This window comes from Prosthecomicrobium pneumaticum (genome assembly GCF_014199915.1).
Lineage (GTDB): Bacteria > Pseudomonadota > Alphaproteobacteria > Rhizobiales > Kaistiaceae > Prosthecomicrobium > Prosthecomicrobium pneumaticum.
The window spans coordinates 172,575-195,084 of sequence record NZ_JACHOO010000001.1 but is presented as its reverse complement, the minus strand read 5'-3'; the positions used below and the strand labels follow the sequence as shown (position 1 = coordinate 195,084).

At 70.7% G+C, this 22,510-nt stretch carries 22 protein-coding genes; 12 read left to right on the top strand and 10 right to left on the bottom strand.

What is annotated here, in order from left to right:
* Positions 1-5: 5 nt before the first annotated feature.
* The 4 genes from der to GGQ63_RS00910 all read right to left on the bottom strand — a co-directional run bounded on the left by der (position 6) and on the right by GGQ63_RS00910 (position 4,203).
* Entirely contained in the window at positions 6-1,412 is a 1,407-nt protein-coding gene (gene der, locus GGQ63_RS00925; protein ID WP_183851721.1) for a ribosome biogenesis GTPase Der, read from the bottom strand.
* 32 nt (positions 1,413-1,444) lie between these two features.
* A complete protein-coding gene (locus GGQ63_RS00920; RefSeq protein WP_183851720.1) occupies positions 1,445-2,122 on the bottom strand; it encodes a tetratricopeptide repeat protein in 678 nt (225 codons plus the stop codon).
* 123 nt (positions 2,123-2,245) lie between these two features.
* Positions 2,246-3,172, bottom strand: coding sequence for a hypothetical protein (locus tag GGQ63_RS00915; protein ID WP_183851719.1), 927 nt, complete (start codon positions 3,170-3,172; stop codon positions 2,246-2,248).
* Entirely contained in the window at positions 3,169-4,203 is a 1,035-nt protein-coding gene (locus GGQ63_RS00910; RefSeq protein ID WP_183851718.1) for a glycosyltransferase, read from the bottom strand. The genes GGQ63_RS00915 and GGQ63_RS00910 overlap by 4 nt, the downstream gene beginning before the upstream one ends.
* A 249-nt stretch (positions 4,204-4,452) precedes the next feature.
* Between GGQ63_RS00910 and GGQ63_RS00905 the strand changes: the two genes are divergently transcribed.
* The 4 genes from GGQ63_RS00905 (at position 4,453) to GGQ63_RS00890 (ending at position 9,121) form a co-directional block, all read left to right on the top strand.
* The gene (locus tag GGQ63_RS00905) at positions 4,453-5,475 is read left to right on the top strand and encodes an ABC transporter substrate-binding protein (protein WP_183851717.1); all 1,023 of its coding nucleotides are present in this window, start codon (positions 4,453-4,455) and stop codon (positions 5,473-5,475) included.
* 249 nt (positions 5,476-5,724) lie between these two features.
* A complete protein-coding gene (locus GGQ63_RS00900) occupies positions 5,725-7,176 on the top strand; it encodes a sugar ABC transporter ATP-binding protein (protein ID WP_183851716.1) in 1,452 nt (483 codons plus the stop codon).
* Complete coding sequence (locus GGQ63_RS00895) at positions 7,173-8,186, top strand: ABC transporter permease (RefSeq protein WP_183851715.1); 1,014 nt, start codon at positions 7,173-7,175, stop codon at positions 8,184-8,186. Before GGQ63_RS00900 ends, GGQ63_RS00895 begins: the two co-directional genes overlap by 4 nt.
* Positions 8,183-9,121, top strand: a complete 939-nt coding sequence (locus tag GGQ63_RS00890) for an ABC transporter permease (protein ID WP_183851714.1) — start codon at positions 8,183-8,185, stop codon at positions 9,119-9,121. The genes GGQ63_RS00895 and GGQ63_RS00890 overlap by 4 nt, the downstream gene beginning before the upstream one ends.
* A gap of 221 nt (positions 9,122-9,342) precedes the next feature.
* On the opposite strand, the gene panB is transcribed toward GGQ63_RS00890, so the two are convergent.
* Positions 9,343-10,173 (bottom strand): 3-methyl-2-oxobutanoate hydroxymethyltransferase, encoded by an 831-nt coding sequence (gene panB / locus GGQ63_RS00885; protein WP_183851713.1) that lies wholly within the window; start codon positions 10,171-10,173, stop codon positions 9,343-9,345.
* A gap of 193 nt (positions 10,174-10,366) precedes the next feature.
* On the opposite strand from panB, the gene GGQ63_RS00880 reads away from it, so the two are divergent.
* Both GGQ63_RS00880 and GGQ63_RS00875 read left to right on the top strand, forming a co-directional pair.
* Complete coding sequence (locus GGQ63_RS00880; RefSeq protein WP_183851712.1) at positions 10,367-10,819, top strand: L,D-transpeptidase; 453 nt, start codon at positions 10,367-10,369, stop codon at positions 10,817-10,819.
* A gap of 104 nt (positions 10,820-10,923) precedes the next feature.
* On the top strand, positions 10,924-11,433 hold the full coding sequence (locus tag GGQ63_RS00875; protein ID WP_183851711.1) for a L,D-transpeptidase: 510 nt from the start codon (positions 10,924-10,926) through the stop codon (positions 11,431-11,433).
* Between the two features lie 86 nt (positions 11,434-11,519).
* On the opposite strand, the gene GGQ63_RS00870 is transcribed toward GGQ63_RS00875, so the two are convergent.
* The 3 genes from GGQ63_RS00870 to GGQ63_RS00860 all read right to left on the bottom strand — a co-directional run bounded on the left by GGQ63_RS00870 (position 11,520) and on the right by GGQ63_RS00860 (position 14,405).
* The gene (locus GGQ63_RS00870; RefSeq protein ID WP_183851710.1) at positions 11,520-12,713 is read right to left on the bottom strand and encodes an MFS transporter; all 1,194 of its coding nucleotides are present in this window, start codon (positions 12,711-12,713) and stop codon (positions 11,520-11,522) included.
* Between the two features lie 208 nt (positions 12,714-12,921).
* Positions 12,922-13,680: a TerC family protein gene (locus GGQ63_RS00865; RefSeq protein WP_183851709.1), complete on the bottom strand. Its 759-nt coding sequence runs from the start codon at positions 13,678-13,680 to the stop codon at positions 12,922-12,924.
* Complete coding sequence (locus GGQ63_RS00860; protein WP_183851708.1) at positions 13,677-14,405, bottom strand: CDP-alcohol phosphatidyltransferase family protein; 729 nt, start codon at positions 14,403-14,405, stop codon at positions 13,677-13,679. Before GGQ63_RS00860 ends, GGQ63_RS00865 begins: the two co-directional genes overlap by 4 nt.
* A 219-nt stretch (positions 14,406-14,624) precedes the next feature.
* On the opposite strand from GGQ63_RS00860, the gene GGQ63_RS00855 reads away from it, so the two are divergent.
* From GGQ63_RS00855 to GGQ63_RS00845, 3 genes are read left to right on the top strand one after another with little or no spacing between them, the layout of a single operon-like run.
* Positions 14,625-15,062: a YeeE/YedE family protein gene (locus tag GGQ63_RS00855; protein ID WP_183851707.1), complete on the top strand. Its 438-nt coding sequence runs from the start codon at positions 14,625-14,627 to the stop codon at positions 15,060-15,062.
* A complete protein-coding gene (locus tag GGQ63_RS00850) occupies positions 15,059-15,529 on the top strand; it encodes a DUF6691 family protein (protein ID WP_183851706.1) in 471 nt (156 codons plus the stop codon). The genes GGQ63_RS00855 and GGQ63_RS00850 overlap by 4 nt, the downstream gene beginning before the upstream one ends.
* Complete coding sequence (locus GGQ63_RS00845) at positions 15,526-16,686, top strand: UbiH/UbiF family hydroxylase (RefSeq protein WP_183851705.1); 1,161 nt, start codon at positions 15,526-15,528, stop codon at positions 16,684-16,686. Before GGQ63_RS00850 ends, GGQ63_RS00845 begins: the two co-directional genes overlap by 4 nt.
* A 7-nt stretch (positions 16,687-16,693) precedes the next feature.
* Here GGQ63_RS00845 and GGQ63_RS00840 read toward each other — a convergent pair whose 3' ends face one another.
* The gene (locus GGQ63_RS00840) at positions 16,694-17,656 is read right to left on the bottom strand and encodes an AEC family transporter (RefSeq protein WP_183851704.1); all 963 of its coding nucleotides are present in this window, start codon (positions 17,654-17,656) and stop codon (positions 16,694-16,696) included.
* 170 nt (positions 17,657-17,826) lie between these two features.
* Between GGQ63_RS00840 and hspQ the strand changes: the two genes are divergently transcribed.
* Positions 17,827-18,159: a heat shock protein HspQ gene (hspQ, locus tag GGQ63_RS00835; protein WP_183851703.1), complete on the top strand. Its 333-nt coding sequence runs from the start codon at positions 17,827-17,829 to the stop codon at positions 18,157-18,159.
* 99 nt (positions 18,160-18,258) lie between these two features.
* Here hspQ and GGQ63_RS00830 read toward each other — a convergent pair whose 3' ends face one another.
* Positions 18,259-18,891, bottom strand: a complete 633-nt coding sequence (locus tag GGQ63_RS00830; protein WP_183851702.1) for an invasion associated locus B family protein — start codon at positions 18,889-18,891, stop codon at positions 18,259-18,261.
* A 404-nt stretch (positions 18,892-19,295) separates the two neighbouring features.
* Between GGQ63_RS00830 and GGQ63_RS00825 the strand changes: the two genes are divergently transcribed.
* Both GGQ63_RS00825 and GGQ63_RS00820 read left to right on the top strand, forming a co-directional pair.
* Positions 19,296-21,026 carry an extracellular solute-binding protein gene (locus tag GGQ63_RS00825; RefSeq protein ID WP_246429585.1) on the top strand — a complete coding sequence of 577 codons (1,731 nt, stop codon included), beginning with the start codon at positions 19,296-19,298 and terminating at the stop codon, positions 21,024-21,026.
* On the top strand, positions 21,023-22,450 hold the full coding sequence (locus GGQ63_RS00820; RefSeq protein ID WP_183851700.1) for an AMP-binding protein: 1,428 nt from the start codon (positions 21,023-21,025) through the stop codon (positions 22,448-22,450). The genes GGQ63_RS00825 and GGQ63_RS00820 overlap by 4 nt, the downstream gene beginning before the upstream one ends.
* Positions 22,451-22,510 lie beyond the last annotated feature (60 nt).

The following is a 22,510-nucleotide window of genomic DNA, read 5'->3' as shown; positions in this document are numbered from 1 at the left end:
GCCGCTCAGCGTTTGGACGCGCGCCCCTCGAAGGGGTTGTCGCCCTTGCGCAGCATGAGCCGGATCGGCACCGCCTCGAGGCCGAACGTGTCGCGCAGCCCGTTGACGAGATAGCGCGTATAGGCCTCCGGCAGAGCCTCCGGCCGCGAGCAGAAGGCGACGAAGGTCGGCGGGCGGCTCTTCGCCTGCGTCATGTAGCGCAGCTTGACCCGGCGGCCGGAGACCGCGGGCGGCGGATGATATTCGAGCACGCTCGCGAGCCACCGGTTGAGCGCGGCGGTCGACACCCGGCGGTTCCAGGTCTCGTAGGTCTTGGCGACCGCCTGCATCAGCTTGTCGATGCCCGAGCCGGTGAGCCCGGAGATCGGCACCAGCGACACGCCGCGGGCCTGCGGCAGCAGGCGCTCGGCCTTCTCGCGCATCTCCGCCATCGCCTTCTGGCGGTCCTCGATCAGGTCCCATTTGTTGAGGGCGATGACGAGCGCGCGACCCTCGCGCACGACGAGATCGGCGAGCTGCAGGTCCTGCTTCTCGAAGGGGATGGTGGCGTCGAAGGTGAGCACCACAACTTCGGCGAAGCGGATGGCGCGCAGCGCATCGCCGACCGACAGCCGCTCGAGCTTCGTCTCGACGCGCGCCTTCTTGCGCATGCCCGCGGTGTCGAAGAGGCGGATCGGCCGGCCCCGCCATTCCCATTCGACGGCGATCGAATCGCGCGTGATGCCGGCCTCCGGGCCGGTCAGCAGCCGGTCCTCGCCGAGCATGGTGTTGATGAGGGTCGACTTGCCGGCGTTCGGGCGGCCGACCACCGCGACCTTCAGCGGGCGCGTGAGGTCGACCGGCGCGCCCTCGTCCTCCTCGCCGACCGGCACGTCGGTCTCGGCGACCGTGTCGTCGGCCTCCTCGTCCTCCGGCTCGGTCCGCTCGAAGGGGAGCAGCGCGGCGAAGAGATCGGCCATGCCCTCGCCGTGCTCGGCCGAGAGCGCGACCGGCTCGCCGAGGCCGAGGCCATAGGATTCGAGCACACCGGCCTCGCCGGCCTTGCCCTCCGCCTTGTTGGCGATCAGCACCACCGGCTTGCCGGTGCGGCGCAAGAGTTCCGCGAAATGCTCGTCGGCGGGCGTGACGCCGGCCCGCGCGTCGATCATGAAGAGCGAGACGTCGGCCTCGGCGATCGCCGCTTCGGTCTGGGCGCGCATCCGGCCTTCGAGCGTCGCCGCATCGGCCTCCTCGAGGCCCGCCGTATCGATGATGGTGAAATGGAGATCGCCGATCCGGGCTTCGCCGGGCCGGCGGTCGCGCGTCACGCCCGGCGTGTCGTCGACCAGCGCGATCTTCGAACCGACCAGGCGGTTGAAGAGCGTCGACTTACCGACATTGGGGCGGCCGACGATCGCGGCTTTGAACGACATTCGAAAAACCTCGGGCCGGCCTCGTGGCCGGTTCAGCTCGCGGCGGGAGCCGGCGCTTCGCCGATCTTGGCGCGGATCAGTTCCTGCATCAGCGCCACCCGCTGGCGCATCATCTGCGGCGCCTCGGGATCCTGCGCGATCTCGTCGAAATAGCCGCGCGCCGCCGCATAGTCGCCGGCCCGCCAGGCCGAAAGGCCGAGAATCTCGCGCGCGCTGTGGCGCCAGGGGGCACCGGTCGCGGCGAGCGGCTCGATCCGCGCCTTCATGGCGGCGAGATCGATCGAATCGACGAGCAGCAGCGCGGCGCGCAGGCGCGCGAGCGGCTGGATCACCGCCGGGGTCTCGCCCGAAGCGGCGATCGCGTCGAAGGCGGCGACCGCATCCTCGGTCTTGCCGGCGGCGGCGTGTTCCGAAGCGATGCGGAAGCGGGCGAGCACCGGGTAGCCGCCCTTGCCGTCCGCGGCGACCGCCTGGAGCGCCGTGATCGCCTCGTCGGTCTTGCCCCCTTCGGCGAGCTGCAGCGCGGCGACGAACCGGTCACCCTCGGCCTGCGCCTGCTTGAGGCTGTACCACTCCCAGGCGCGCCAGCCGCCGGTTCCGACGACGATCAACACGGCGGCGACGAGCACGAACGGACCGATCCGGTTCCACAGACTCTTCAGCTGTTCGCGGCGGAGATCGTCTTCGACCTCACGGAAGATATCGGACATCGTGGCTCGTCGGTTTGGCGCGCGCAGCCCGCGCGTCGCTCGTGTTCGGCCCGGTTTCGGCCGGCCGGCACCATAACGAAGCGCCACAGTGCGCGCAATCGGCCCGCGGCCGCCGATTCCCGCTCAACCGGCGGCGGCGCCGTGCTCGTCGCGCGGATCGCGATAGGACGGGAACCAGGAATGCCCGCCGCAGCGGGCGACGAGCCCGTCATAGCCCGCCGGATCGAGCACCATCCGGGCGAGCAGCACCGGCGTCGACGCGTTGGCGAACCGCGCCTTGAAGCGGCCGACGCCCGCCCCGTTCGCGCCGGCCGGGGTGCCACCGAGATGGAGGTCATGGCTCGCCCCGAACCGCGCGATCATGAAGTCGAACAGCGCATACATGGCGTCGCCCGAGAGCGCCGTATCGTTCGCCGCGGTGAGGTGGAAATGAATCTCCTCGCCCGCCTCGGCGAAAGCGAGAAAGGCACCGACCGCGCCGTCGCACCGCGCGGTGACGCAGGCGACGCCGGGCAGCGTCGCCAGCGCGGCGAAATGCTGCCGGTCGACCCGGGCGACGCGCGACAGCGGCGCCCGCGCCTCCAACGCGGCATGGAGCGCGTCGGCCGCGTCGACGCAAGGCGCGAGCGGCTCGATCGCGATGGCCCAGCGGGCGCGGCCACGGCGGATGTGGCGGGCCGTGCGCACCGAATGGACGAGCGCCGCGCCGCCCCGCCGATGAGCGAAATGGGCCTTGAGAGGCAGGGGATCGAAGGCGGCGGAGGCTGCAGCCTCCGTGCCGGGGCGAAGCACCGCCGTCCAGCTCACCGCACCGAGCGCCGTGAGATCGCGGCGGAAGGCTTGCGGATCGTCGGGCGGCGTCAGATAGGGGAACGGCCCGAAGGCGTCGACCGCATCGGTGCCGGGGATCGGCCGCAGCACGACAGGCCGTCCGGCGGCGATCACCGGTGTGCCGAGATAGGTGAGCGCCGCGGCATAATCGGGGTGGTCGAAGGGGAGCGGAGGCGGGCCGGCAAGCTCGCGCGCGGCGCGCAGATCGAGGCCCGTCATGCGCGGCCGCCGAGACGGGCGCGGAGCCGGCGCAGCAGACCGGCGAGTTTGCGGCTGCTGCGGCGCGCCCGGCGGATGACCGGAGGCATCGCACGGCTCGCATCCCAGGCCGGGCGAAGGCCGTCGCGGATCAGCCCTTCGCGCAGATCGAGCCACTCCTCCGTCATCGCCGCCGTCCGCGCCTCCAGCCGCCCGCGGAGCGCGAGCAGAGCTGCGCGCTCGGCCGCCGGGCGCGCGGCGATCAGCGCATCGAGATCGCGTCGGCGGGCGCGGGTGACGGCGAGATGGAGTGCCCGCGCGATCTCCCGCCGCCCGAGTTCGTCGGCCGCGTCGGTCATGCGCCGGTGCCACTGGCCGGCGTGCTCGCGTCGCTCGAGCAGCGGCTCGCCGATGAAGACGTAGCCGCCGAGCAGAGCGCCGCGCCAGGGGACCAGATGGTCGTGGCCGAGCGCGAGATAGGCCGGGTCGAGAAAGGGAAAGGCCTCATAGACGGAGCGGCGAAAGGCCATCAACGCCCCCGTCATGCCGGGCCGCCAGGGCTCGACGATCAGATCGTCGGGCGAAAACGTGCGGTCGGCGGTGCCCTCGGCGACCCGACCGACCGGCGCACCGGCCTCGTCCACGTTGACGGCGTTCGAGGAGACGACGGAGGCGCCGGTCGCGCCGAAGACGTCGAGGATACGGCGTGCCCGGTGTGGCCGCGCGACGTCGTCGCCATGGGCGTGGATGATGATATCGCAGACGGCGAGGCGCACGAGGCTCGGGAAATGGTCCATGCCGAGATTGTGCGGTGTGCGGCGCACGCGCAGCCGGTGCGGACCGCGATAGCCGCGAGCCGCCGCCTCGATCCGGGAATAGGTGTCGTCGGTGGAAGCGTCGTCGGAGATCAGGATGTCGAGCCGGCAGTCGCGCTGGCCGAGCGCGGAGCGCACCGCCTCCTCGACGAAGGCGGCCTGATTATAGGTATAGAGTATGTAGGAAGCCTGCGGCGCGCCCCCTTCCGGCGACGCGGCGCTGATCGTCCTTGCCAAACGGCCCCTCCCTGACACGACGCGGCGGCCCGAACCGGGGCCGGACCGCCTGTTGTCGCTCCTTAACACGGCGAGGATGCCGGCTCATCAACGCAGTGGGCGTGCGGGTCCATGCCACGGCACGAAGCCCGCGATCCATTCGTCGTATGATGCTTGACAAGGTCGGCCCGCTTCCCCGACTTTCGGCCGACTTCGCGCCCGGCCGCGGGAGGCGCCGCCGGGTCAAGACGGAGTCTGGGAGGGACGATCATGACCCGCTTCACGGGAGCCGTTTCGTTGCTCGCCGTCGCCGCCGCGCTCTGCGCGCTGCCGGCCGCCGCCGAGACTGCGGACAAGCGCATCGCGCTGTCGAACAACTATGCCGGCAATTCCTGGCGCCAGGCGATGCTGCGCAGCTGGGACAAGGTGACGAAGCCCGCGGTCGAGGCCGGCATCGTGGCCGCCGCCGACCCGTTCACCACCGCCGAAAACCAGGTGACCGAACAGGCCGCGCAGATCCAGAATCTCGTTCTGCAGGGCTATAACGCCATCGTCCTCAATGCGGCCTCGCCCGACGCCCTCAACGGCGCGGTCAAGGAAGCCTGCGATGCCGGCGTCATCGTCGTCTCCTTCGACGGCATCGTCACCGAGCCCTGCGCCTGGCGCATCGCCGTCGACTTCAAGCAGATGGGCAAGGACGAGGTGACCTACCTCGCCGGCAAGCTGCCGGAGGGCGGCAACCTGCTCGAGATCCGCGGCCTCGCCGGCGTGTTCGTCGACGACGAGATCTCGAAGGGCATCCATGAGGGCGTCGCGGAGAACGCGAAGTTCAAGATCGTCGGCTCGGTGCACGGCGATTGGGATCAGGCGAAGGCGCAGGCCGCCGTCGCCGGCATCCTGCCCTCGCTGCCGGACGACATCGTCGGCGTCGTGACGCAGGGCGGCGACGGCTATGGCGCGGCGCAGGCCTTCGCCGCGGCCGGCCGCAAGACCCCGACCATCATCATGGGCAACCGCCAGGACGAGCTCGCCTGGTGGAAGGAGCAGAAGGACGCGAACGGCTACGAGACCATGTCGGTCTCGATCGCCCCGGGCGTCTCGACGCTCGCCTTCTGGGTCGCGCAGCAGATCCTCGACGGCAAGGAGGTCCCGAAGGACCTCGTCGTTCCGTTCCTGCGCATCGACCAGGACAATCTCGAGAAGAACCTCGAGACGACCGAAAAGGGCGGCGTCGCGAATGTCGAGTACACGCTCGAAGACGCCCAGAAGGTGATCGAGGCCGCCGCGAAGTAAGACGGAAGGGCCCTCGGGAGCCCTCACCCTACCCTCTCCCGCGAGCGGGAGAGGGAATGGCGACGACAGATCGGCGCTTCCCCCTCTCCCGCAAGCGGGAGAGGGCTTCGCTTGTTGGCGAACGAAGGAAGCCGGGATGCAAAGGACGACGGTTCCCTCCCCCTCTCCCGCGTCGCGGGAGAGGGTCGGGGTGAGGGTCTTCTCCGCGACACCGGCGGGGCGAAACGAAGTGGGGAGGCCGGTCTCGGCATGGCGGATACGCCCATCATCAGGCTGGACGGCGTCCAGAAGAGCTTCGGCGCCGTCAGGGCGCTGCGCGGCGTCGATCTCGAATGCCGCGCCGGCGAATGCCTCGGCCTCGTCGGCCATAACGGCGCCGGCAAGTCGACGCTGATGAACCTGCTCGCCGGCGTGTTCGGCGCCGAGGGCCGCATCGCCATCGACGGCGTCGACGTGTCCGGCCGGCACGGCGTCGCCGAGGCGCAGGCCCGCGGCATTCGCTGCGTCTTCCAGGAACTGTCGATCTGCCCGAATCTCTCGGTCGCCGAGAACGCCCGCGTCTTCCACGCCGGGCTTTCCGGCTTCGGCTGGCGGCGGCGGGCGGGCAAGCTGATCCGCGACAAGCTCGACGAGATCTTCCCCGGCCACGGCATCTCCGCCGCCGACATCGTCGGCGATCTGCCGATCGCGCGGCGGCAGATGGTCGAGATCGCCCGCGCCTTCACCGTGACGAGCGCGCCGGTGCGGCTCGTCATCCTCGACGAGCCCACCTCCTCCCTCGACGCCCATGTCGCCGAGCAATTGCTCGCTTTCGTCCGCCGCTTCGTCGCCGGCGGCGGCAGCGTCGTGCTGATCTCGCATCTGCTCGGCGAGATCCTCTCGGCCGCCGACCGCGTCGTCGTGATGAAGGACGGCCAGGTGGTCGCCGAGCGGCCGGCAGCGGAATTCACCCGCTCGACCCTCGTCGCGGCGATGGGCAGCGTCGCGGCGGAGGAGAAGGAAGGCCCGGCCGAGCCCGCCCGCGCCCGCTCGGATGCGGCGCCGCGGCTCCGCGCGAGGCCGCCGCGCCAGGAGGACGGCCGCGAACTCGTCGCGCATCGCGGCGAGGTGATCGGCCTCGCCGGTCTCGCCGGCCAGGGACAGACGGCCATGCTCGTGCTGATCTACGGCCGGCTGCGCGGCGCGGGAAAGGGCGAGAACGGCGCGTTCGTGGCGGGCGACCGGCAGCAGGACGGCGTCTTCCCGCTCTGGTCGATCGCCGACAACATCACCATCACCTCGCTGAAGCGGCTGCGCCGCGGCCTGATGATCGACCGGGCCGGAACGAGGGCGATGGCCGAAGGCTGGCGGGAGCGGATCGGCATCCGCACGCCGGACGTGAACAACCCGATCCTGTCGCTCTCCGGCGGCAACCAGCAGAAGGCGCTGTTCGCCCGCGCGCTCGGCTCCGATGCCGGCGTCGTTCTGATGGACGATCCGATGCGCGGCGTCGACATCGGCACCAAGCAGGAAGTCTACGGCATGATCCGCGCCGAGGCGGAGAAGGGCCGGACCTTCCTCTGGTACACGACCGAGATGGACGAACTGCGCCACTGCGACCACACCTATGTCTTCCGCGACGGGCGGATCGTGGCGGATCTCGCCCGGTCGGAGCTCACCGAGGAGAAGGTGCTGCAATCCTCCTTCGCGGACGCATCATGAACGCCGCCACCCTGCCCCGCCTCGCCCGCAGCCTGCTGCCGGCGATCTCGCTCGCCATCATTCTCGGCGCGATCTTCTGGCTGCAGCCGCGCGCCGCGAGCTATCTCGGCCTCAATCTGATGCTGAGCCTCGCCGTGCCGATCGCCTTCGCGACGGTGGCGCAGATGTGCGTCATCACGGTCAACGATCTCGACCTGTCGATCGGCACCTTCGTCGGCTTCGTCGCCTGCGTCGCCGCGACGATGCTGAAGGGCGGGCTGATCGCCCTGCCGCTCGTCGCCGGGCTCTATCCCGAGGCCGACCCCGCGACGCTGCCCTTCTGGCTGACCACGCCCCTCGTCGGCTGGCTGGTGCTGGCGCTCGGCATCGGCGTCTATGCCCTCCTCGGCGCCCTGATCCACGCGCGCGATCTGCCCTCGATCGTCGTCACGCTCGGCATGTCCTTCGTCTGGCTCGGCCTCTCGGTGCTCGTGCTGCCGACCCCGGGCGGCAAGGCGCCGGACTGGATCCGCACCGTGATGACGCTGAAGCCGCCCTATGTGCCGCTGCCGATCATCGCCGCGGTGCTGATCGCGCTCGCCGCCCATCTCCTCCTGATGCGCACCTCCTATGGCGCGATCCTGCGCGGCGCGGGCGGCAATCCGAAGGCGATCGAGCGCGCCGGCTGGTCGCTCCTCAAGGTGAAGATTGCGATGTTCGCCCTCGCCGGCCTGTTCGGCACGCTCGCCGGCCTGTCGCTCGTCGGCCTCACCACTTCGGGCGACGCCAATATCGCGCTCCGCTACACGCTGCTGTCGATCGCCGGCGTCATTCTGGGCGGCGGCGAGTTCGTCGGCGGCCGGATCTCGCCGGTCGGCGCGGTGATCGGCGCGATGACGCTGACGCTCGCCGGCTCCTTCCTCTCCTTCATGCGCATATCGCCCGACTGGCAGATCGGCGCTCAAGGGGCGATCCTGATCATCGTTCTGGCGCTGCGCGCCGTCATCGACCGGCTGGAGAAGCGGACATGAGGTGGCTGCTCTCCCGGCCCTGGCTCTGGGCCTATGTCGCGGCGATCGCCGTCTGGGGCGCGACGCTCGCCTTCACCGGCGGGCGCGGCGGCGCCGAGGTGATGACCGCGGCCTTCACCTTCGCCACCTTCTACGTGATCGTCGGCCTCGGCCAGATGTTCGTCGTCACGCTCGGCCCGGGCAATGTCGATCTCTCCATCCCCGCCACGATCACGCTCGCCGGCGCGATCGCCACCAAGGTGATGGACACGCAGAATTCGATGATCCTCGCGGGACTCCTCGTCGCGATCGCCTGCGGTGTCGCGGTCGGCTGCTTCAACTATGCGCTGATCATCCTGCTCCGCATCCCGCCGATCATCGCCACACTGTCGTCGAGCTTCCTCGTCCAGTCGACGGCGATCGCCTATGGCCGCGGCATCCGCATCAAGCCGCCGTCGCTGCTCGCCGATTTCACGACGGCGCAGATCCACGGCGTACCGGTGCTGGCGGTCTCGATCATCGTCCTCTCGGCGCTGATGGCGGTGGTGCTCAATCGCACCGTCTATGGCCGTTTCGTCACGGCGATCGGCCAGAACCTGCGCGCCGCGCGCCTCGCCGGCGTGCCGGTCGGCGGCATCCGCTTCGCCACCTATGTGATGTGCGCCGCATTCGCCGGCCTCTGCGGCTATCTCCTGTCGGGCTTCTCGGGCGGCGCCTCGCTGTCGATGGGCGAGGAATATCTCCTCACCTCGATCGCCCTCGTCGTCATCGGCGGCTCGTCTGTGGCGGGCGGCTTCTCGAACGTGCCGGGCCTGTGGGGCGCCGCGCTGTTCCTCTTCCTCGTCGTGACGATGCTCAACACCTACGGCGCCGGCGCGGGCCTGCGCTACATGGCGACCGGGCTGATCATCATCGCCGTGATCGTCGCGGCGAGCGGCAAGCGGGCGGTCCGGTAGCGACGAGAGGAAGGGTCCTCACCCTACCCTCTCCCGCAAGCGGGAGAGGGATCCCAACCATCGCTCGGAATGCCCCGGCGCGAGGAGAACCCTCACCCTGCCCTCTCCCGCAGGCGGGAGAGGGGATTCCCGACCGACAGATCAGATGACCGCCGCAGCGAGAGGGCCGCGCCCCCTCTCCCGCTTGCGGGAGAGGGTCGGGGTGAGGGGCTCGCCCTTCCCTACCCCGCCTTCTTCGCCGGCATCTGGTAGACGTTCTCGGCGGCGGGGAAGGTGCGGGCGCGGACCTCTTCGGCATAGGCCGAGACCGCCTCCTCGATCATGCCGCCGAGGCTGCCGTACTTCTTGACGAATTTCGGCACCTTGGGCGACAGGCCGAGCATGTCCTCGAGGACGAGGATCTGGCCGTCGCAATCCGCCGAGGCGCCGATGCCGATCGTCGGCACGTCGACGCTCGCGGTCAGCTGGCGGGCGACCGGCTCGATCACGCCCTCGACCACCATCGAGAAGGCGCCGGCCGCTGCGATCGCCTGCGCATCGGCGATCACCTGTGCCGCGCTTTCCTGGCTCTTCCCCTGCACGCGGAAGCCGCCCATCGTGTTGATGGACTGCGGGGTCAGCCCGACATGGCCCATCACCGGAATGCCGCGCTCGGCGAGGAAGCGGACCGTCTCGGCCATCCGCACCCCGCCCTCGAGCTTCACGGCGCCGCAGCCGGTCTCCTTCATGATCCGCGCCGCCGAGCGGAAGGCCGCCGCCGGGCTCTCCTCATAGGAACCGAACGGCATGTCGACGACGACGAGCGCCCGCCTCGAGCCGCGCATCACGGCGCGGCCCTGCAGGATCATCATGTCGAGCGTCACGGGGATCGTCGTCTCGAGCCCGTGCATCACCATGCCGAGCGAGTCGCCGACGAGGATGAAATCGACGAACGGGTCGATGATGGCCGCGGTATGGGCGTGATAGGAGGTGAGCGCGACGATCGGCGGGCCGTTCTTGCGGCCGCCGATATCGACCGCGGTGAGCCGGCGGGTGTCTGGAGCGACGGACATGGAACCTCTCCGGGCACGCGGGACGATGGGGACGGACGGCGTGCCGGCCCTCCTCTAGCACGGCTCGGCGCCGGGTTCGACCGAGGCGCCGTATCCGGCCGGAAAAGCGCGGCCGCTCCGCGGGAAACCGCACTTTCCTTTACGGCACCGCTTCCCCTACGCTCGGCCGATCGCAATCGGGGGGCGAATCACGATGGGCTCATTCTCTCGTCATCTGCGGCGGGGCCTGGCGCTCGCCGCGGTCGCGGTCGGGCTCGCCGCGGCGGCGGCGCCGGCGAAGGCGGCGGGGTCGATCGAGGCGCGGATCGACATCTCGGACCAGCGCATGATCGTCTATGTCGACGGCATTCCACGGCACGACTGGGCCGTCTCCACGGCGCGGCCGGGCTATCGGACGCCGGTCGGAATCTATCGGCCGCTCCGCCTGCACAAGATGTGGTATTCGCGCAAATACGAGATGTCGCCGATGCCCTATTCCGTGTTCTTCCACGGCGGCTATGCGATCCACGGCACGAACTACGTCAAGCGGCTCGGCGCGCCGGCCTCGCATGGCTGCGTGCGGCTCGCCCCGGAGAACGCCCGGCTGTTCTTCGACCTCGTCTCCGAATCGGGCGCCGGACAGACGCGGATCGTCATCGGCCCCTGAACACCGTGTGACGGGCATCACTGATCCCGCGAGGCGGCTGGTCTAGGGATGAGGGGACAGCGGGGCCGACGAACGGCCCCTCCCCGAACCCGGCACACCGTCCGATGACCCGTCTCGCCCGCCTCCTCGCCTCCGCCGCGGCGCTCGCCGCCCTCGCTCATCCCGCCCTCGCCGCCGAACGGCCGATCGAGCTCGCCGCGCTCTTCGTGCCGCCGGAGACGGTCGCCGCCGCGCCGGCGCCGCGCCCGACGATCACCGCGGTGATCGATCTCTCCGACCAGAAGATGGAACTCACCATCGCCCGCGCCGACACGACGGAGCTCTATCGCTTCCCCGTCTCGACCGGCCGCACGGGCTATGCGACGCCGCCCGGCACCTTCCAGCCGACCTGGCTGAACCGGATGCACTACTCGAAGAAATACGACAACGCGCCGATGCCCTATGCCGTCTTCTTCAACGGCGGCATCGCCGTGCACGGCACGGAGCACGTCCGCCGGCTCGGCAGCCCCGCCTCGCATGGCTGCGTCCGGCTCGACACGGCGAACGCAAAACTCTTCTTCGCGGCCGTCAAGGAGATCGGCCGCGAGGCGACGACCATCATCGTTCAGGATTAGGCACCACCCCGACTTCGATGCGGCGCCTGGGCAGCCCCTCTCCTTTGGCCGGGAGAGGGGCTTTTCCTTGTTGCCGCGCCCTCGCCTCAGCGAGCCGGTGCGGCCGCTCCCCCGGCGAGCGTGCCGGTGCGCGCGGCGCGGCGGACACGTACTTCGCCAGCGAGCAGGAGGCTCGCCACCGCCGGGATGAGGAGCGTCGCGAGGCCGAATCGGAAGCCCGAGAAATGGGCGACGAAGCCGATCACCGGCGGGCCGATCAGGAAGCCCGAGAAGGAGAGGATCGACAGCGCCGCGACGTTGACGCCGGGCCGCCCCTCGCGCGAGGCGGCGGAACTGACGGCGAGCGGAAAGGCGACCGAGACGCCGAAGCCGGTCGCCGCGGCGCCCGCCACGACGAGCCAGACATAGGGCGAGGCGACCATCGCCGCGACGCCCGCGACGGCCACCGCCGAGCAGAGCCGCGCCGTCGCCACCGGGCCGAAGCGGGTCGACATCCAGTCGCCGCCGAGCCGGCCTGCCGCCATGACGGCGGCGAAGGCGGTGAGGGCATAGCCGGTGACCGGCGGCACGGCGCCGAAATCGTCGCGCAGATAGATGGCGCTCCAGTCGATGATGGCGCCCTCGACGACGAGCATGCCGAAGGCGAAGAAGCAGAGGGCGACGAGCGAGCGGCTCGGCAGCACGAAGACCGGCGTCTTCTCCTTCGGCCCCGCGCGCGGCGGATCGCGCATGTCGGGCAGCATGATGGCGAAGAGTTCGCCGAGCACGATGACGGCCGCGACGACGACCAGCATGTGCGGCTCCGGGCCGATGCCGAAGGTCGCGGCGGCCGAGCCGGTCGCGCCGCCGGCCATCACGCCGAGGCTCCAGAAGCCGTGGCAGCGCGACATGACGGTTCGGCCGAGCGCGCCGCCGATCCGGTCCGCCATCACGTTCAGCCCGACCTCGAGCGGCCCCATGCCGAGCCCGACGATGACCAGCGCGACGAAGAGCAGCGGCGCATTGGGCGCGAAGGCCGGCAGGGCGAGCGGCACCATCATCGCGACGAAGCCGACCTGGATGGCGCGGCGCGCGCCGAGCCAGTCGACCAGCGCGCCCGAGAACAGCATCGAGGTGACGAGGCCGACCGGCATGCCGAGGAGGCAAAGGGCGAGCGTCGCGGGATCGAGGCCGAGCTTCGTCTGAATGTCCGGAATGCGGATCATCCAGTTCGCCGTCGAGCCGGAATAGACGAAGAACGACGCCATGATCAATCGGGCGGCGGCGAAGGTGACGGGCATGGCGTTTCCGTTCGGACGCGGGGACGGTTGCGGGCGGGCCGAGGCCGCGTCCCGTTCGTCGCTTGGGGGGTGATCCGGCTTTCTTTCCTTCTATCGGCTCGCCGGAAGGGCTTCAATCCGAATTAAATCGGTTCAACGATCCCGCACCACCCGAAAACGGGCCGCCCTCCCCCGCTGCCGCGCTTCCCGCGCGGCCGGCAGGACCGCGTCAGTAGGGACCCGTCGTGGTGGCGCCCTTCTGCGCCTGCGCCTTCTTGCGGCGGCCCTGCGCCGCCACATTGAGGAGTTCGACGAGCGCGGAGAACGCCATCGCGGTGTAGATGTAGCCGCGCGGGATGTGGAAGCCGATGCCGTCGGCGACGAGCGCGATGCCGATCATCAGGAGGAAGGCGAGCGCCAGCATCTTGGTCGTCGGATGCCGCTCGATGAAGCGTGCGATGGTGCCCGAGGCCGCATACATCACGCCGATCGCGATGACGACGGCGATGATCATCACCTCGACATGCTCGGCCATGCCGATCGCCGTGATGATCGAATCGACCGAGAACACCATGTCGATGACGACGATCTGCGCGATGATCGCGGCGAAGCCGGCGCGGACCGGCCCCGTCTCGGCATGGTCGTCGCCCTCGACGCCCTTATGGATCTCGTGCGTCGCCTTGTAGATGAGGAAGAGACCACCCGCGAGGAGGATGACGTCGCGCCAGGAGACCGGATGGCCGAACACCTCGAACAGCGGTGCGGTGAGGCCGATGATCCAGGACAGCACGAGCAGAAGCGCGATGCGGAAGACGAGCGCGAGCGCGAGACCGACCTGACGCGCGTGCCGGGCCTCGTCCGCCGGCAGCCGGCTCGTCAGCACCGAGATGAAGACGATGTTGTCGATGCCGAGCACGATCTCCATGACGGTCAGCGTCAGGAGGCTCGCCCAGGCCTCGGGCATCAGGAGAAGGTCGAGGGAGCTCATCGGGATCCTCGGACGGCTCGGTTCGCGCGCTTGGCGATCCAGGGACGACGGGCGGCCTGCAGCACCGCACCGACCACGGTCAGATAGGCGGTCGACGCGCCGAGGCCGAGGAGAACCGGCCAGGCCGGGCGAAGTTCCTCCACCACAGTCCAGATGGAGAACACCGCCCACAGCGCGGTGACCGCGAGCGTGACGTGGCGCAGCCGCCGCACGCGAACCGGATGGATGAACTCGATCGGCGCGAAGGTGAGCGCGGCGAACACGACGATCGTCGCGGCCGAGACGATCGCCGGCGGCCAGAAGGCCATCAGGAGGAACACCACCATGTTCCAGACCGCCGGGAAGCCGCGGAAGCCGTTCTCCCGCGTCTTCATCCGCGTATCGGCGAAATAGAGCGCGCCGATCACCGCGACGAGAATGGCGCAGGGCACGGCGAGAATCGGCGGCATCAGGCCGGAGCGCGCGACGATCAGCGCCGGGATGAAGACATAGGTCGCATAGTCGATGACGAGATCGAGGATGGCGCCGTCGAACCAGGGCATCCGCTCGCCGACCCGGAAGCTCCGCGCGAGCGGGCCGTCGATCCCGTCGACGAACAGGGCGGCGCCGAGCCAGATGAACGTCTCGGCCCAGGCGCCCCGCATCACGGCGAGCGCGGCGAGAAGGGCGAAGGCGGAGCCGCTCGCCGTCAGGAGATGGACCGACCAGGTCTTGGCGCTCGGCATGAAAGGCGGTTTCTCGCATCCCCGCGGCCGAGACCGCCCCGCTCGGGAATCGGGCGCGACCTGCGGCCTCGTCGATCCCTCGTCGATAGGGGGATTGAAGGGCGCTGGCAATAGGGCGTCGATCGGCCGCAGCGACGCTCGTCACGGTGCGACATTGCTGCGTTTGCTAGCGTGAGGTCCGTTCCCCACCATCAGGGGCGAACAAGGCGACGGCACAGAATGGAAAGCTTTACCCCCGTTTCGGCGACGCTCGGCGGCGGACTGATCGGTCTCGCGGCGGGCCTGCTCTGGGTGGTCAACGGCCGGATCGCCGGGATTTCCGGGATCTTCGGCGGCGTCCTGCCGCGTGCCCGGCCGGACTGGGCCTGGCGGGCACTGTTCCTGATCGGCCTGCCGGTCGGTGCGGTCGCCGGCATCCTGCTCGGCTCCGGCCTGATCCTCGATGCGGCCGACGAGTTCCCCGCGATCCGCGCGAGCGAGGCAACGGTGGCGGTCGCCGGCCTCCTCGTCGGGATCGGCTCGGCGCTCGCCCGCGGCTGCACCTCCGGCCACGGCGTCTGCGGCCTCGCGCGGCTGTCGCGCAGATCGATCATCGCGGTCGGCGTATTCATGACCACCGCGGCGCTGACGGTCTTCATCGAAAGGCATGTCCTGTGAGCGTCCCCCGCGCCGCCGCCTTCCATGCCGCCGCGCTCGGCTGCGGCGTACTGTTCGGCCTCGGGCTCGGCGTCTCGGGCGTGACCGATCCGCAGAAGGTGCTCGCCTTTCTCGACATCGGCGCGATCGGCCGGGGCGGCTGGGATCCGAGCCTCTTCTTCGTCATCGCCGCGGCGGTGATCGTCGCCATGGCGGCGGTGCGCTATGGTCATCTCCGGCGCGCGCCGGTGCTCGCGCCGTCCTATTCGCTGCCGCAGCGGTCCGAGATCAATTCGGAGCTGATCGTCGGTGCCGCGATCTTCGGCGTCGGCTGGGGGCTCGTCGGCCTCTGCCCCGGTCCGGCGATCGCCGCCCTCGCCTATGCCTTGCCGAAGGCCCTGCTCTTCATCGCGGCGATGGCGGCGGGCCATCTGCTGGTGCGGGCCGCGCGCGGCTCGCGCATTCCCTGTCAGGAGCCGGCCGAATGACGCCTTCGCCCCAATTCGACGTCGCCGTGATCGGCGGCGGCCTCGCCGGCCTGTCGGCCGCCCTCGTCGCCGCGGAAGCCGGCGCGCGCGTCGCGCTCGTCGCCCCCGCCACAGCGCCGCGCGACCAGCGCACGACGGCGCTGCTCGGCGGATCGGTCGCGCTGCTCGACCGACTCGGCGTCTGGCCGAAGGTGGCGGGCGACGCGGCGCCCTTGCGCACCATGCGCATCGTCGACGCGACGCGGCGGCTCTTCCGTGCGCCGCCGGTCGAATTCCATGCCGCGGAGATCGAACAGCCCGCCTTCGGCTGGAACGTGCCGAACGCGGCGCTGCTCGGTGCGCTCGAGGCCCGGCTCGCCGCCGCGCCGGTGACGCGCGTTCCGGCGCTCGCGCGCTCGATCGCGATCGAGCCCGGCCATGTCGCGGTGTCCGCCGAGGGCGGCACGACGCTCACGGCGCGGCTCGTCGCCGCCGCCGACGGCCGCCGCTCGCCGGCGCGCGAGGCGGCCGGCATCGGCACGATCGGCTGGTCCTATCCGCAGGCCGCGCTGGTGCTCAATCTCTCGCACACCCGACCGCACGACGAGGTGTCGACCGAGTTCCACACCGAGCACGGGCCCTTCACCCTCGTGCCGCTGCCGGGCCTGCGCTCGAGCCTCGTCTGGGTCGACCGCCCGGCGGAGAGCGAGCGGCGCAAGCGCCTTTCCGATGCCGCGCTCGCTGCGGAGATCGAGGCTCAGAGCCATTCGATCCTCGGCGCGATCACGGTCGACGGGCCGCGCCAGACCTTCCCCCTCTCCGGGCTGACGGCACGGCGCTTCGGCGCACGGCGCGTGGTGCTCGTCGGCGAAGCGGCGCATGTCTTCCCGCCGATCGGCGCGCAGGGGCTCAATCTCGGCCTGCGCGACGCGGAAGCGGTCGGCCGGCTGCTCGCCCGCTTCGGCGAGGATCCCGGCAGCGCGGCGGCGACCGCGGAATACGACCGGGCGCGGCGCGCCGACGTGCTTGGACGCACGCTCGCGGTCGACGCGCTCGACCGGACGCTGCTCTCCGGCCTCCTGCCGGTGCAGGTGCTGCGGGGCGCCGGCCTCTTCCTGCTCGACCGCATCGCGCCGCTGCGGCGCGCGGTGATGCGGAGCGGCCTGTCGGCCGCGTGAGTTCGCCTCAGGGGAAGAGATCGGCCGGCAGCAGGCCGTTGGTGATCGCATAGAGGAGCGCCGTCACGGTGAAGACCGAGACGAGCGTGCCGACGAGGATGGTCGCCGAGGCGCGCTGGACATAGACGCCATATTGCTGGGCGAGGACGAAGACATTGGTCGCCGGCGGCAGGGCCGCCATCAGCACGGCGGTGAACACCCAGACACGGTCGAAATCGCCGACCCAGCCGAGCAGCAGATAGACGAGCGTCGGGTGGACGAGGAGCTTGATCGCGACGATCAGCGGCAGTTCGGCGGGGAAGCGGCCGACCGGCCGCAGCGCCATCGTCACGCCCATCGCGAACAGCGCGCAGGGTGCGGCGGCGCCCGACAGGAAGACGAGCGTGCGGTCGATCGCCTGCGGCGGATGGAAGCCGGCGACCGCGGCGAGGATGCCGGCGAGCGTCGCGATGATGAAGGGATGAAGGAGAATCCGCTTCACGACCGTCAGGGCGAGCGCGGCGGGATGCGTCTCTCGCGTGCCGCCCAGCGCCATCAGGAGCGGCACGAGGGTGAAGAGGAGCGCGTTGTCGAAGCAGAAGATCAGTGCCGTCGGCACCGTCGCCGCCGGCCCGAGCGCGGCGAGCGTCAGGCCCGGTCCCATATAGCCGATATTGGCATAGGCGCCGCCGACACCCTGGATCGTCGCCTCGCGCACCCGCCCGCCATTCAGCAACGCGCCGACGGAGAAGGCGATCGCGAAGGCGGCGAGCGTCGACAGCGTCGTCGACGCGACGAAAGCGCCGCCGGCGAGCTGGTCGACGGGCGTCTTGGCGACGAGCTGGAAGAACAGCGCCGGCAAAGCCAGATAGACGACGAAGATGTTGAGCCAGGCGAGCCCCTCGATCGGCAGCTTGACCAGCCGGCCGGCGATCCAGCCGAGCCCGATCAGCCCGAAGAAGGGCAGGACCATGGTCAGGATGTCGTTCATGCGACACGCCTCCGCGCTCCGGCGCAACGCAAGGCGGCCCGGTCCTTGCAAGTTCCCGGAGGGCGGGCCGCGCCGCGGCGGATCGCGGGGCAGCGGATCATCGCGCGCGCCGCCCGTTGACAGCCGCGCCCGGGCGTGGCTGATGAATCGCCCTGCGAGGAAAGACTGCTATGAGCAAGATGCGCCAAGCGAAATTCGGTATCGGACAGGTGGTTCGCCACCGGCTGTTTCCGTTCCGCGGCGTGGTGTTCGACATCGATCCGGTGTTCGCCAACACCGAGGAATGGTGGCTGTCGATCCCGGACGAGATTCGGCCGACCAAGGATCAGCCCTTCTATCACCTGCTCGCCGAGAACGCCGAGAGCGAATATGTCGCCTATGTCTCGGAGCAGAACCTTCTGCCGGACGACACCGGCGAGCCGCTGCGCCATCCGCAGATCGCCGAGCTGTTCGGCCGCCGCGAGGGCGACCATTATGTGCAGCGGAACCGGCCGCTGAACTGACCGCCGTCCTGCAATGACGAAGGGCCGGCGCGTCTCGCCCGGCCCCTCGCTCGGATGTGGTCTCCGCCCCGACGCGCCGGGCGCGGGCGGACCGGGCGATTACTGCCCGGCTTCCTTGTTCTGCTGCTCGATCAGGCGCTGGCGGTTCTCTTCGGCGCGCTGCTGCAGGGCCTTGTTGAGCGACTCGCGCTGCGCCTTGGCGGCGGCGGCGTCCATGCCCTCGCCGTCATAGACCTTGGTGAAGCCGGCGAGCGTCATCGGGAAGGTGATCGCCTTGCCCTGCTGGTTCAGCGTCGTGACGATGAGCTGGTTGCCCTTCTTCATCGAGCCGACGAAATTGGCATCGATCTGCGCCTGGCCGAAGCAGGCGTTCGGGAAGCAGATGCCGTATTTGACTTCCTGCTGCTGGTTCTGGTCGACCTGCACGCGCACGCCCGGCTGGATCAGCATGCCGACAGGCACCATCGCGATGAGCGAGATCTTCGGGTCGTCCTGCACCGTGCGGATCTGCACGGAGGCGATGAACTGGCCGGTCTCGGCGCGCAGTTCCTGCACGACGATGCAGATGCGCTTCTTCGTCTGCGGGTCTTCGCCGCACTCCTTGATCCAGGCGCTCTGGGGCGCCGCCGCGGGAGCCGCGGGCTTGGCGTCCTGCGCCATCGCGGCGGCGGGAGCGAACAGCGTCGCCGCCAGCGCCAGGCGCGTCACGAAACCAGTGAAACGGTGCGACATACGTGTCGGTCCCTTGCCTTCGTCCTCATGTGGCCGCGCCGGCGGATGCCCGTCATAAATCGGTGCCCCCCTCGGAGCCGGGCCGCGCGTCTCGCGCCTCTCGCGGGCTGGAGTGGCCAGCAAATGAGGCGACACGGTGACCCGTTACCCGGCGCGGCATGTTTAGCTTGCGTTCGGACCGATTTCCAGCGCCGTGCATGCGGAGCGCTGCCTTCCCGCGCATCGGCGGCGGCGCCGAGGCTGCGGAGCGGTGTGTTATTCTCCGCGGATCGAATCGCAGGGAGGCCGGGCGTCCTCGGGGAGCCCTCACCGTGAAGACCATCGCGCTCCGCCTCGCCGCGCTCGCCGCGGCCTTCCTCGCCCTCGCGGCGCCGGTCGCGGCGGCGCCGCAGCACGGCATCGCCATGCACGGCGCGCCGGCCCTCCCCGCCGATTTCGACCATTTCGCCTACGCGAACCCCGACGCGCCGAAGGGCGGCCGCGTCACCTATGCCTTCACCGGCACGTTCGACAGCCTCAATCCCTTCATCGTCAAGAGCGCGACGACGACCGCCCGCGGCATCTGGGATGTGAGCCTCGGCAACAACGTCTTCGAGAGCCTCCTCGTGCGCGGCCGCGACGAGCCCTTCACGCTCTACGGCCTCGTCGCGCAGACGGTCGAGACGCCGGACGACCGCTCCTTTGTCGAATTCACGATCGATCCCCGCGCCCGCTTCTCGGACGGCGCGCCGATCACCCCGGCCGACGTGATCTTCTCGCTCGAGATCCTGCGCGACAAAGGCCGGCCGATCTATCGCAGCTGGTATTCGAAGGTGGTGAAGAGCGAGACGGTCGGCGAGCGCGGCGTCCGCTTCACCTTCGCCGACGGCTCCGACCGCGAACTGCCGCTCCTCCTCGGCCTGATGCCGATCCTGCCGAAGCACGCGATCGATCCCGCGACCTTCGACCAGTCGACCCTGAAGCCGATGATCGGCTCGGGGCCCTATGTGATCGCCGCGGTCTCGCCCGGCAAGTCGGTCACCTACCGCCGCAATCCGGACTATTGGGCGAAGGACCTGCCGGTGAAGCGCGGCTTCGACAATTTCGACGAGATCAAGGTCGACTATTACACCGACCGGAACGCGATGTTCGAGGCGTTCAAGAAGGGGCTCTACGACGTCAATCCGGAAGTCGACCCGACCTCCTGGGAGACCGGCTACGATTTCCCCGCCGTCGCCGACGGCCGCGTCGTCAAGGAGAGCTTCAAGACGGGCCTGCCGAAGGGCATGAACGGCTTCGCGCTCAACACGCGGCGAAAAGCCCTGTCGGACGTGCGGGTGCGGGAAGCCCTCGCCATGCTGTTCGACTTCGAATGGATCAACAAGACGCTCTATTTCGGGGTCTATGCGCGGAACGCCTCGTTCTTCGAGGATTCCGAGCTGTCCTCGGTCGGCCGGCCGGCGAGCGCGGGCGAGCGCGCGCTGCTCGCCGCCTTCCCCGGCGCCGTCGAGCCCGACGTGATGGACGGCAGCTACCGCCCGACCGTCGCCGACGGCTCGGGCGGCGACCGCAAGGTGATGCGCGCCGCGCTCGATCTCCTCGGGGCCGCCGGCTACGCGCTGAAGGGCAATGCGCTCGTCGAGACCGCGACCGGCACGCCGCTCGGCTTCGAAATCCTCGTCCAGGCGCGCGACCAGGAGCGGCTGGCGCTCGCCTGGCAACGGACGCTGCGGCGGGTCGGCATCGCCGCGACCGTGCGCCTCGTCGACGCCACGCAGTATCAGCGCCGCGTCGCGAGCTTCGACTTCGACATCATCCAGACCGCCTGGCCGGCCTCGCTGTCGCCCGGCAACGAGCAGGGCAATCGCTGGGCGAGCAGCGCCGCCGGCATCGAGGGATCGTTCAACTATGTCGGCGCGCACGAGCCGGCGATCGACGCGATGATCGCAGCGCTGCTCGCCGCGCGCGACCGGCCGGACTTCGTCGATGCGGTGCGGGCGCTCGACCGCGTGCTGATCTCGCAGCACTATGTCGTGCCGCTGTTCTACCTGCCCGATGTCTGGGTGGCGCGCTGGACGCGGATCGCCCGGCCGCAGACGAGCGCGCTGCAGGGCTATACGCTGTCGACCTGGTGGTCGACCGAGGCGGCGCGGTGATCGCCGCCGACCCGGCCCGGCTGGCGCGGCACGCGGCGGCCGGCCTTTCCGGCACGGCGACGCTCGATCGCCTGCTCGCCAAGCAGGCGGCGGCGCATCCCGATGCCCTCGCCCTCGCCGACGACCCCGAGCGCGCCGCCTGGAACGACCTGCCGCCGGAGCGCCTGTCCTGGCGCGCGCTCGATGCGCGGGTCGACGCGCTCGCCGGCTTCTTCCAGATGATCGGCCTCCTCCCCGACGCCGTCGTCGCGCTGCACGCGCCACCGACGGTCGACACGGTGGTGACGCTCCTCGCGGTGTTCCGGGCCGGGCTGATCGCCGCGCCCCTGCCGCTTCTTTCGAGCGCCGAGGAGACGGCGGCACAGCTCGCCCGGATCCGCCCGAGCGCGCTCGTCAGCCATCGCCGTGTCGAGGCGCTGGGGCTCGCCGACACGGCGCGGGCGGCGGCGGCCGACGTGCCGGGCCTGCGCTTCGTGTTCGGCTTCGGGCCCGGCCTTTCCGACGGCGTGCTCGATCTCGGCACCATGCTGCGCTTCGGCGGCGGGGCCGTGCCGGGCCGGGTCGCACGGGCCGACAATCCTGCCGACCACGCCGCGACGCTGACCTTCGGCGCCGAAGACGGTGCGGAGCAGCCGGCGCTCCATCGGCGCAGCGCCAATCAGTGGATCGCGACGGCCGCCGGGCCGATGCTCGAGGCACGGATCGGTCCGGGCACGACGCTCCTGTCGCCCTATGCCCTGTCCGGCGTCGCCGGGATCGGCGCGGCGCTGGTGCCCTGGCTGCTCTCCGGCGGCACGCTACATCTCCATCATTGCCGCGACATGGCCGGCCTCGCCGCCCATATCGGCGCGGTGGCGCCCGACATCGTGCTCGCGCCCGCCCTCGTCGTGCCGGCGCTCGCCGCCCGGGTCGCGACGCCGCCGCGGGCCTGGCTCGCGCTCCACCGCGACGGCGGCGGCGCGGCGCGGCCCTTGGGGGATACGGCGGGTCGGCTGATCGACGTCTCGGCACCGGCCGAGGCGACACTCGTCGCCCGCCGCCGCATCGAGGCGCGGCCCGCGGCGCTGCCGGTCGGGCCGATCGCGGCGGCGGGCGAAGGCGGCCCGGTGCTCGCCGAGACGCGGATCGCCCGGACCGCCAGCGGGGCGCGGCTCTACCTGCGCGGCGCCGCGGTCGCCGAGCCGGTCGGCCCGGGCGGAGCGGAAGTGCTCGCCGACGGCTTCGTGCCGGCCGGTCCGGTGGCGGTCGACGCGGGCGGCGAGACGTTCCGGCTGACCGGCGGTGTGCCGGAACCGGCCGCCGTCGCGCGGACGGCCGCCGAACGGCGTGGCGACCGGATGGCGGAACTCGCCCGGCCGGCGGCGCGCGCCGCGACGACGCCCCGCCCCGTGCCGGCGAAGGCGGGCGCCGAGCCGGCGCGATAGCAGCGGTAGCCCGCGTCCGGACCGCCTTCCCCCTCGGGCGGGACTTGATCCAGGAGGCTC

What these genes read in the sequence shown, in the direction of transcription:
- der (WP_183851721.1), bottom strand. Translation starts at nt 1,412, where the DNA reads ATGTCGTTCAAAGCCGCGATCGTCGGCCGCCCCAATGTCGGTAAGTCG.
- GGQ63_RS00920 (WP_183851720.1), bottom strand. Translation starts at nt 2,122, where the DNA reads ATGTCCGATATCTTCCGTGAGGTCGAAGACGATCTCCGCCGCGAACAG.
- GGQ63_RS00915 (WP_183851719.1), bottom strand. Translation starts at nt 3,172, where the DNA reads ATGACGGGCCTCGATCTGCGCGCCGCGCGCGAGCTTGCCGGCCCGCCT.
- GGQ63_RS00905 (WP_183851717.1), top strand. Translation starts at nt 4,453, where the DNA reads ATGACCCGCTTCACGGGAGCCGTTTCGTTGCTCGCCGTCGCCGCCGCG.
- GGQ63_RS00900 (WP_183851716.1), top strand. Translation starts at nt 5,725, where the DNA reads ATGGCGGATACGCCCATCATCAGGCTGGACGGCGTCCAGAAGAGCTTC.
- GGQ63_RS00895 (WP_183851715.1), top strand. Translation starts at nt 7,173, where the DNA reads ATGAACGCCGCCACCCTGCCCCGCCTCGCCCGCAGCCTGCTGCCGGCG.
- GGQ63_RS00890 (WP_183851714.1), top strand. Translation starts at nt 8,183, where the DNA reads ATGAGGTGGCTGCTCTCCCGGCCCTGGCTCTGGGCCTATGTCGCGGCG.
- panB (WP_183851713.1), bottom strand. Translation starts at nt 10,173, where the DNA reads ATGTCCGTCGCTCCAGACACCCGCCGGCTCACCGCGGTCGATATCGGC.
- GGQ63_RS00880 (WP_183851712.1), top strand. Translation starts at nt 10,367, where the DNA reads ATGGGCTCATTCTCTCGTCATCTGCGGCGGGGCCTGGCGCTCGCCGCG.
- GGQ63_RS00875 (WP_183851711.1), top strand. Translation starts at nt 10,924, where the DNA reads ATGACCCGTCTCGCCCGCCTCCTCGCCTCCGCCGCGGCGCTCGCCGCC.
- GGQ63_RS00870 (WP_183851710.1), bottom strand. Translation starts at nt 12,713, where the DNA reads ATGCCCGTCACCTTCGCCGCCGCCCGATTGATCATGGCGTCGTTCTTC.
- GGQ63_RS00865 (WP_183851709.1), bottom strand. Translation starts at nt 13,680, where the DNA reads ATGAGCTCCCTCGACCTTCTCCTGATGCCCGAGGCCTGGGCGAGCCTC.
- GGQ63_RS00860 (WP_183851708.1), bottom strand. Translation starts at nt 14,405, where the DNA reads ATGCCGAGCGCCAAGACCTGGTCGGTCCATCTCCTGACGGCGAGCGGC.
- GGQ63_RS00855 (WP_183851707.1), top strand. Translation starts at nt 14,625, where the DNA reads ATGGAAAGCTTTACCCCCGTTTCGGCGACGCTCGGCGGCGGACTGATC.
- GGQ63_RS00845 (WP_183851705.1), top strand. Translation starts at nt 15,526, where the DNA reads ATGACGCCTTCGCCCCAATTCGACGTCGCCGTGATCGGCGGCGGCCTC.
- GGQ63_RS00840 (WP_183851704.1), bottom strand. Translation starts at nt 17,656, where the DNA reads ATGAACGACATCCTGACCATGGTCCTGCCCTTCTTCGGGCTGATCGGG.
- hspQ (WP_183851703.1), top strand. Translation starts at nt 17,827, where the DNA reads ATGAGCAAGATGCGCCAAGCGAAATTCGGTATCGGACAGGTGGTTCGC.
- GGQ63_RS00830 (WP_183851702.1), bottom strand. Translation starts at nt 18,891, where the DNA reads ATGTCGCACCGTTTCACTGGTTTCGTGACGCGCCTGGCGCTGGCGGCG.
- GGQ63_RS00825 (WP_246429585.1), top strand. Translation starts at nt 19,296, where the DNA reads ATGCACGGCGCGCCGGCCCTCCCCGCCGATTTCGACCATTTCGCCTAC.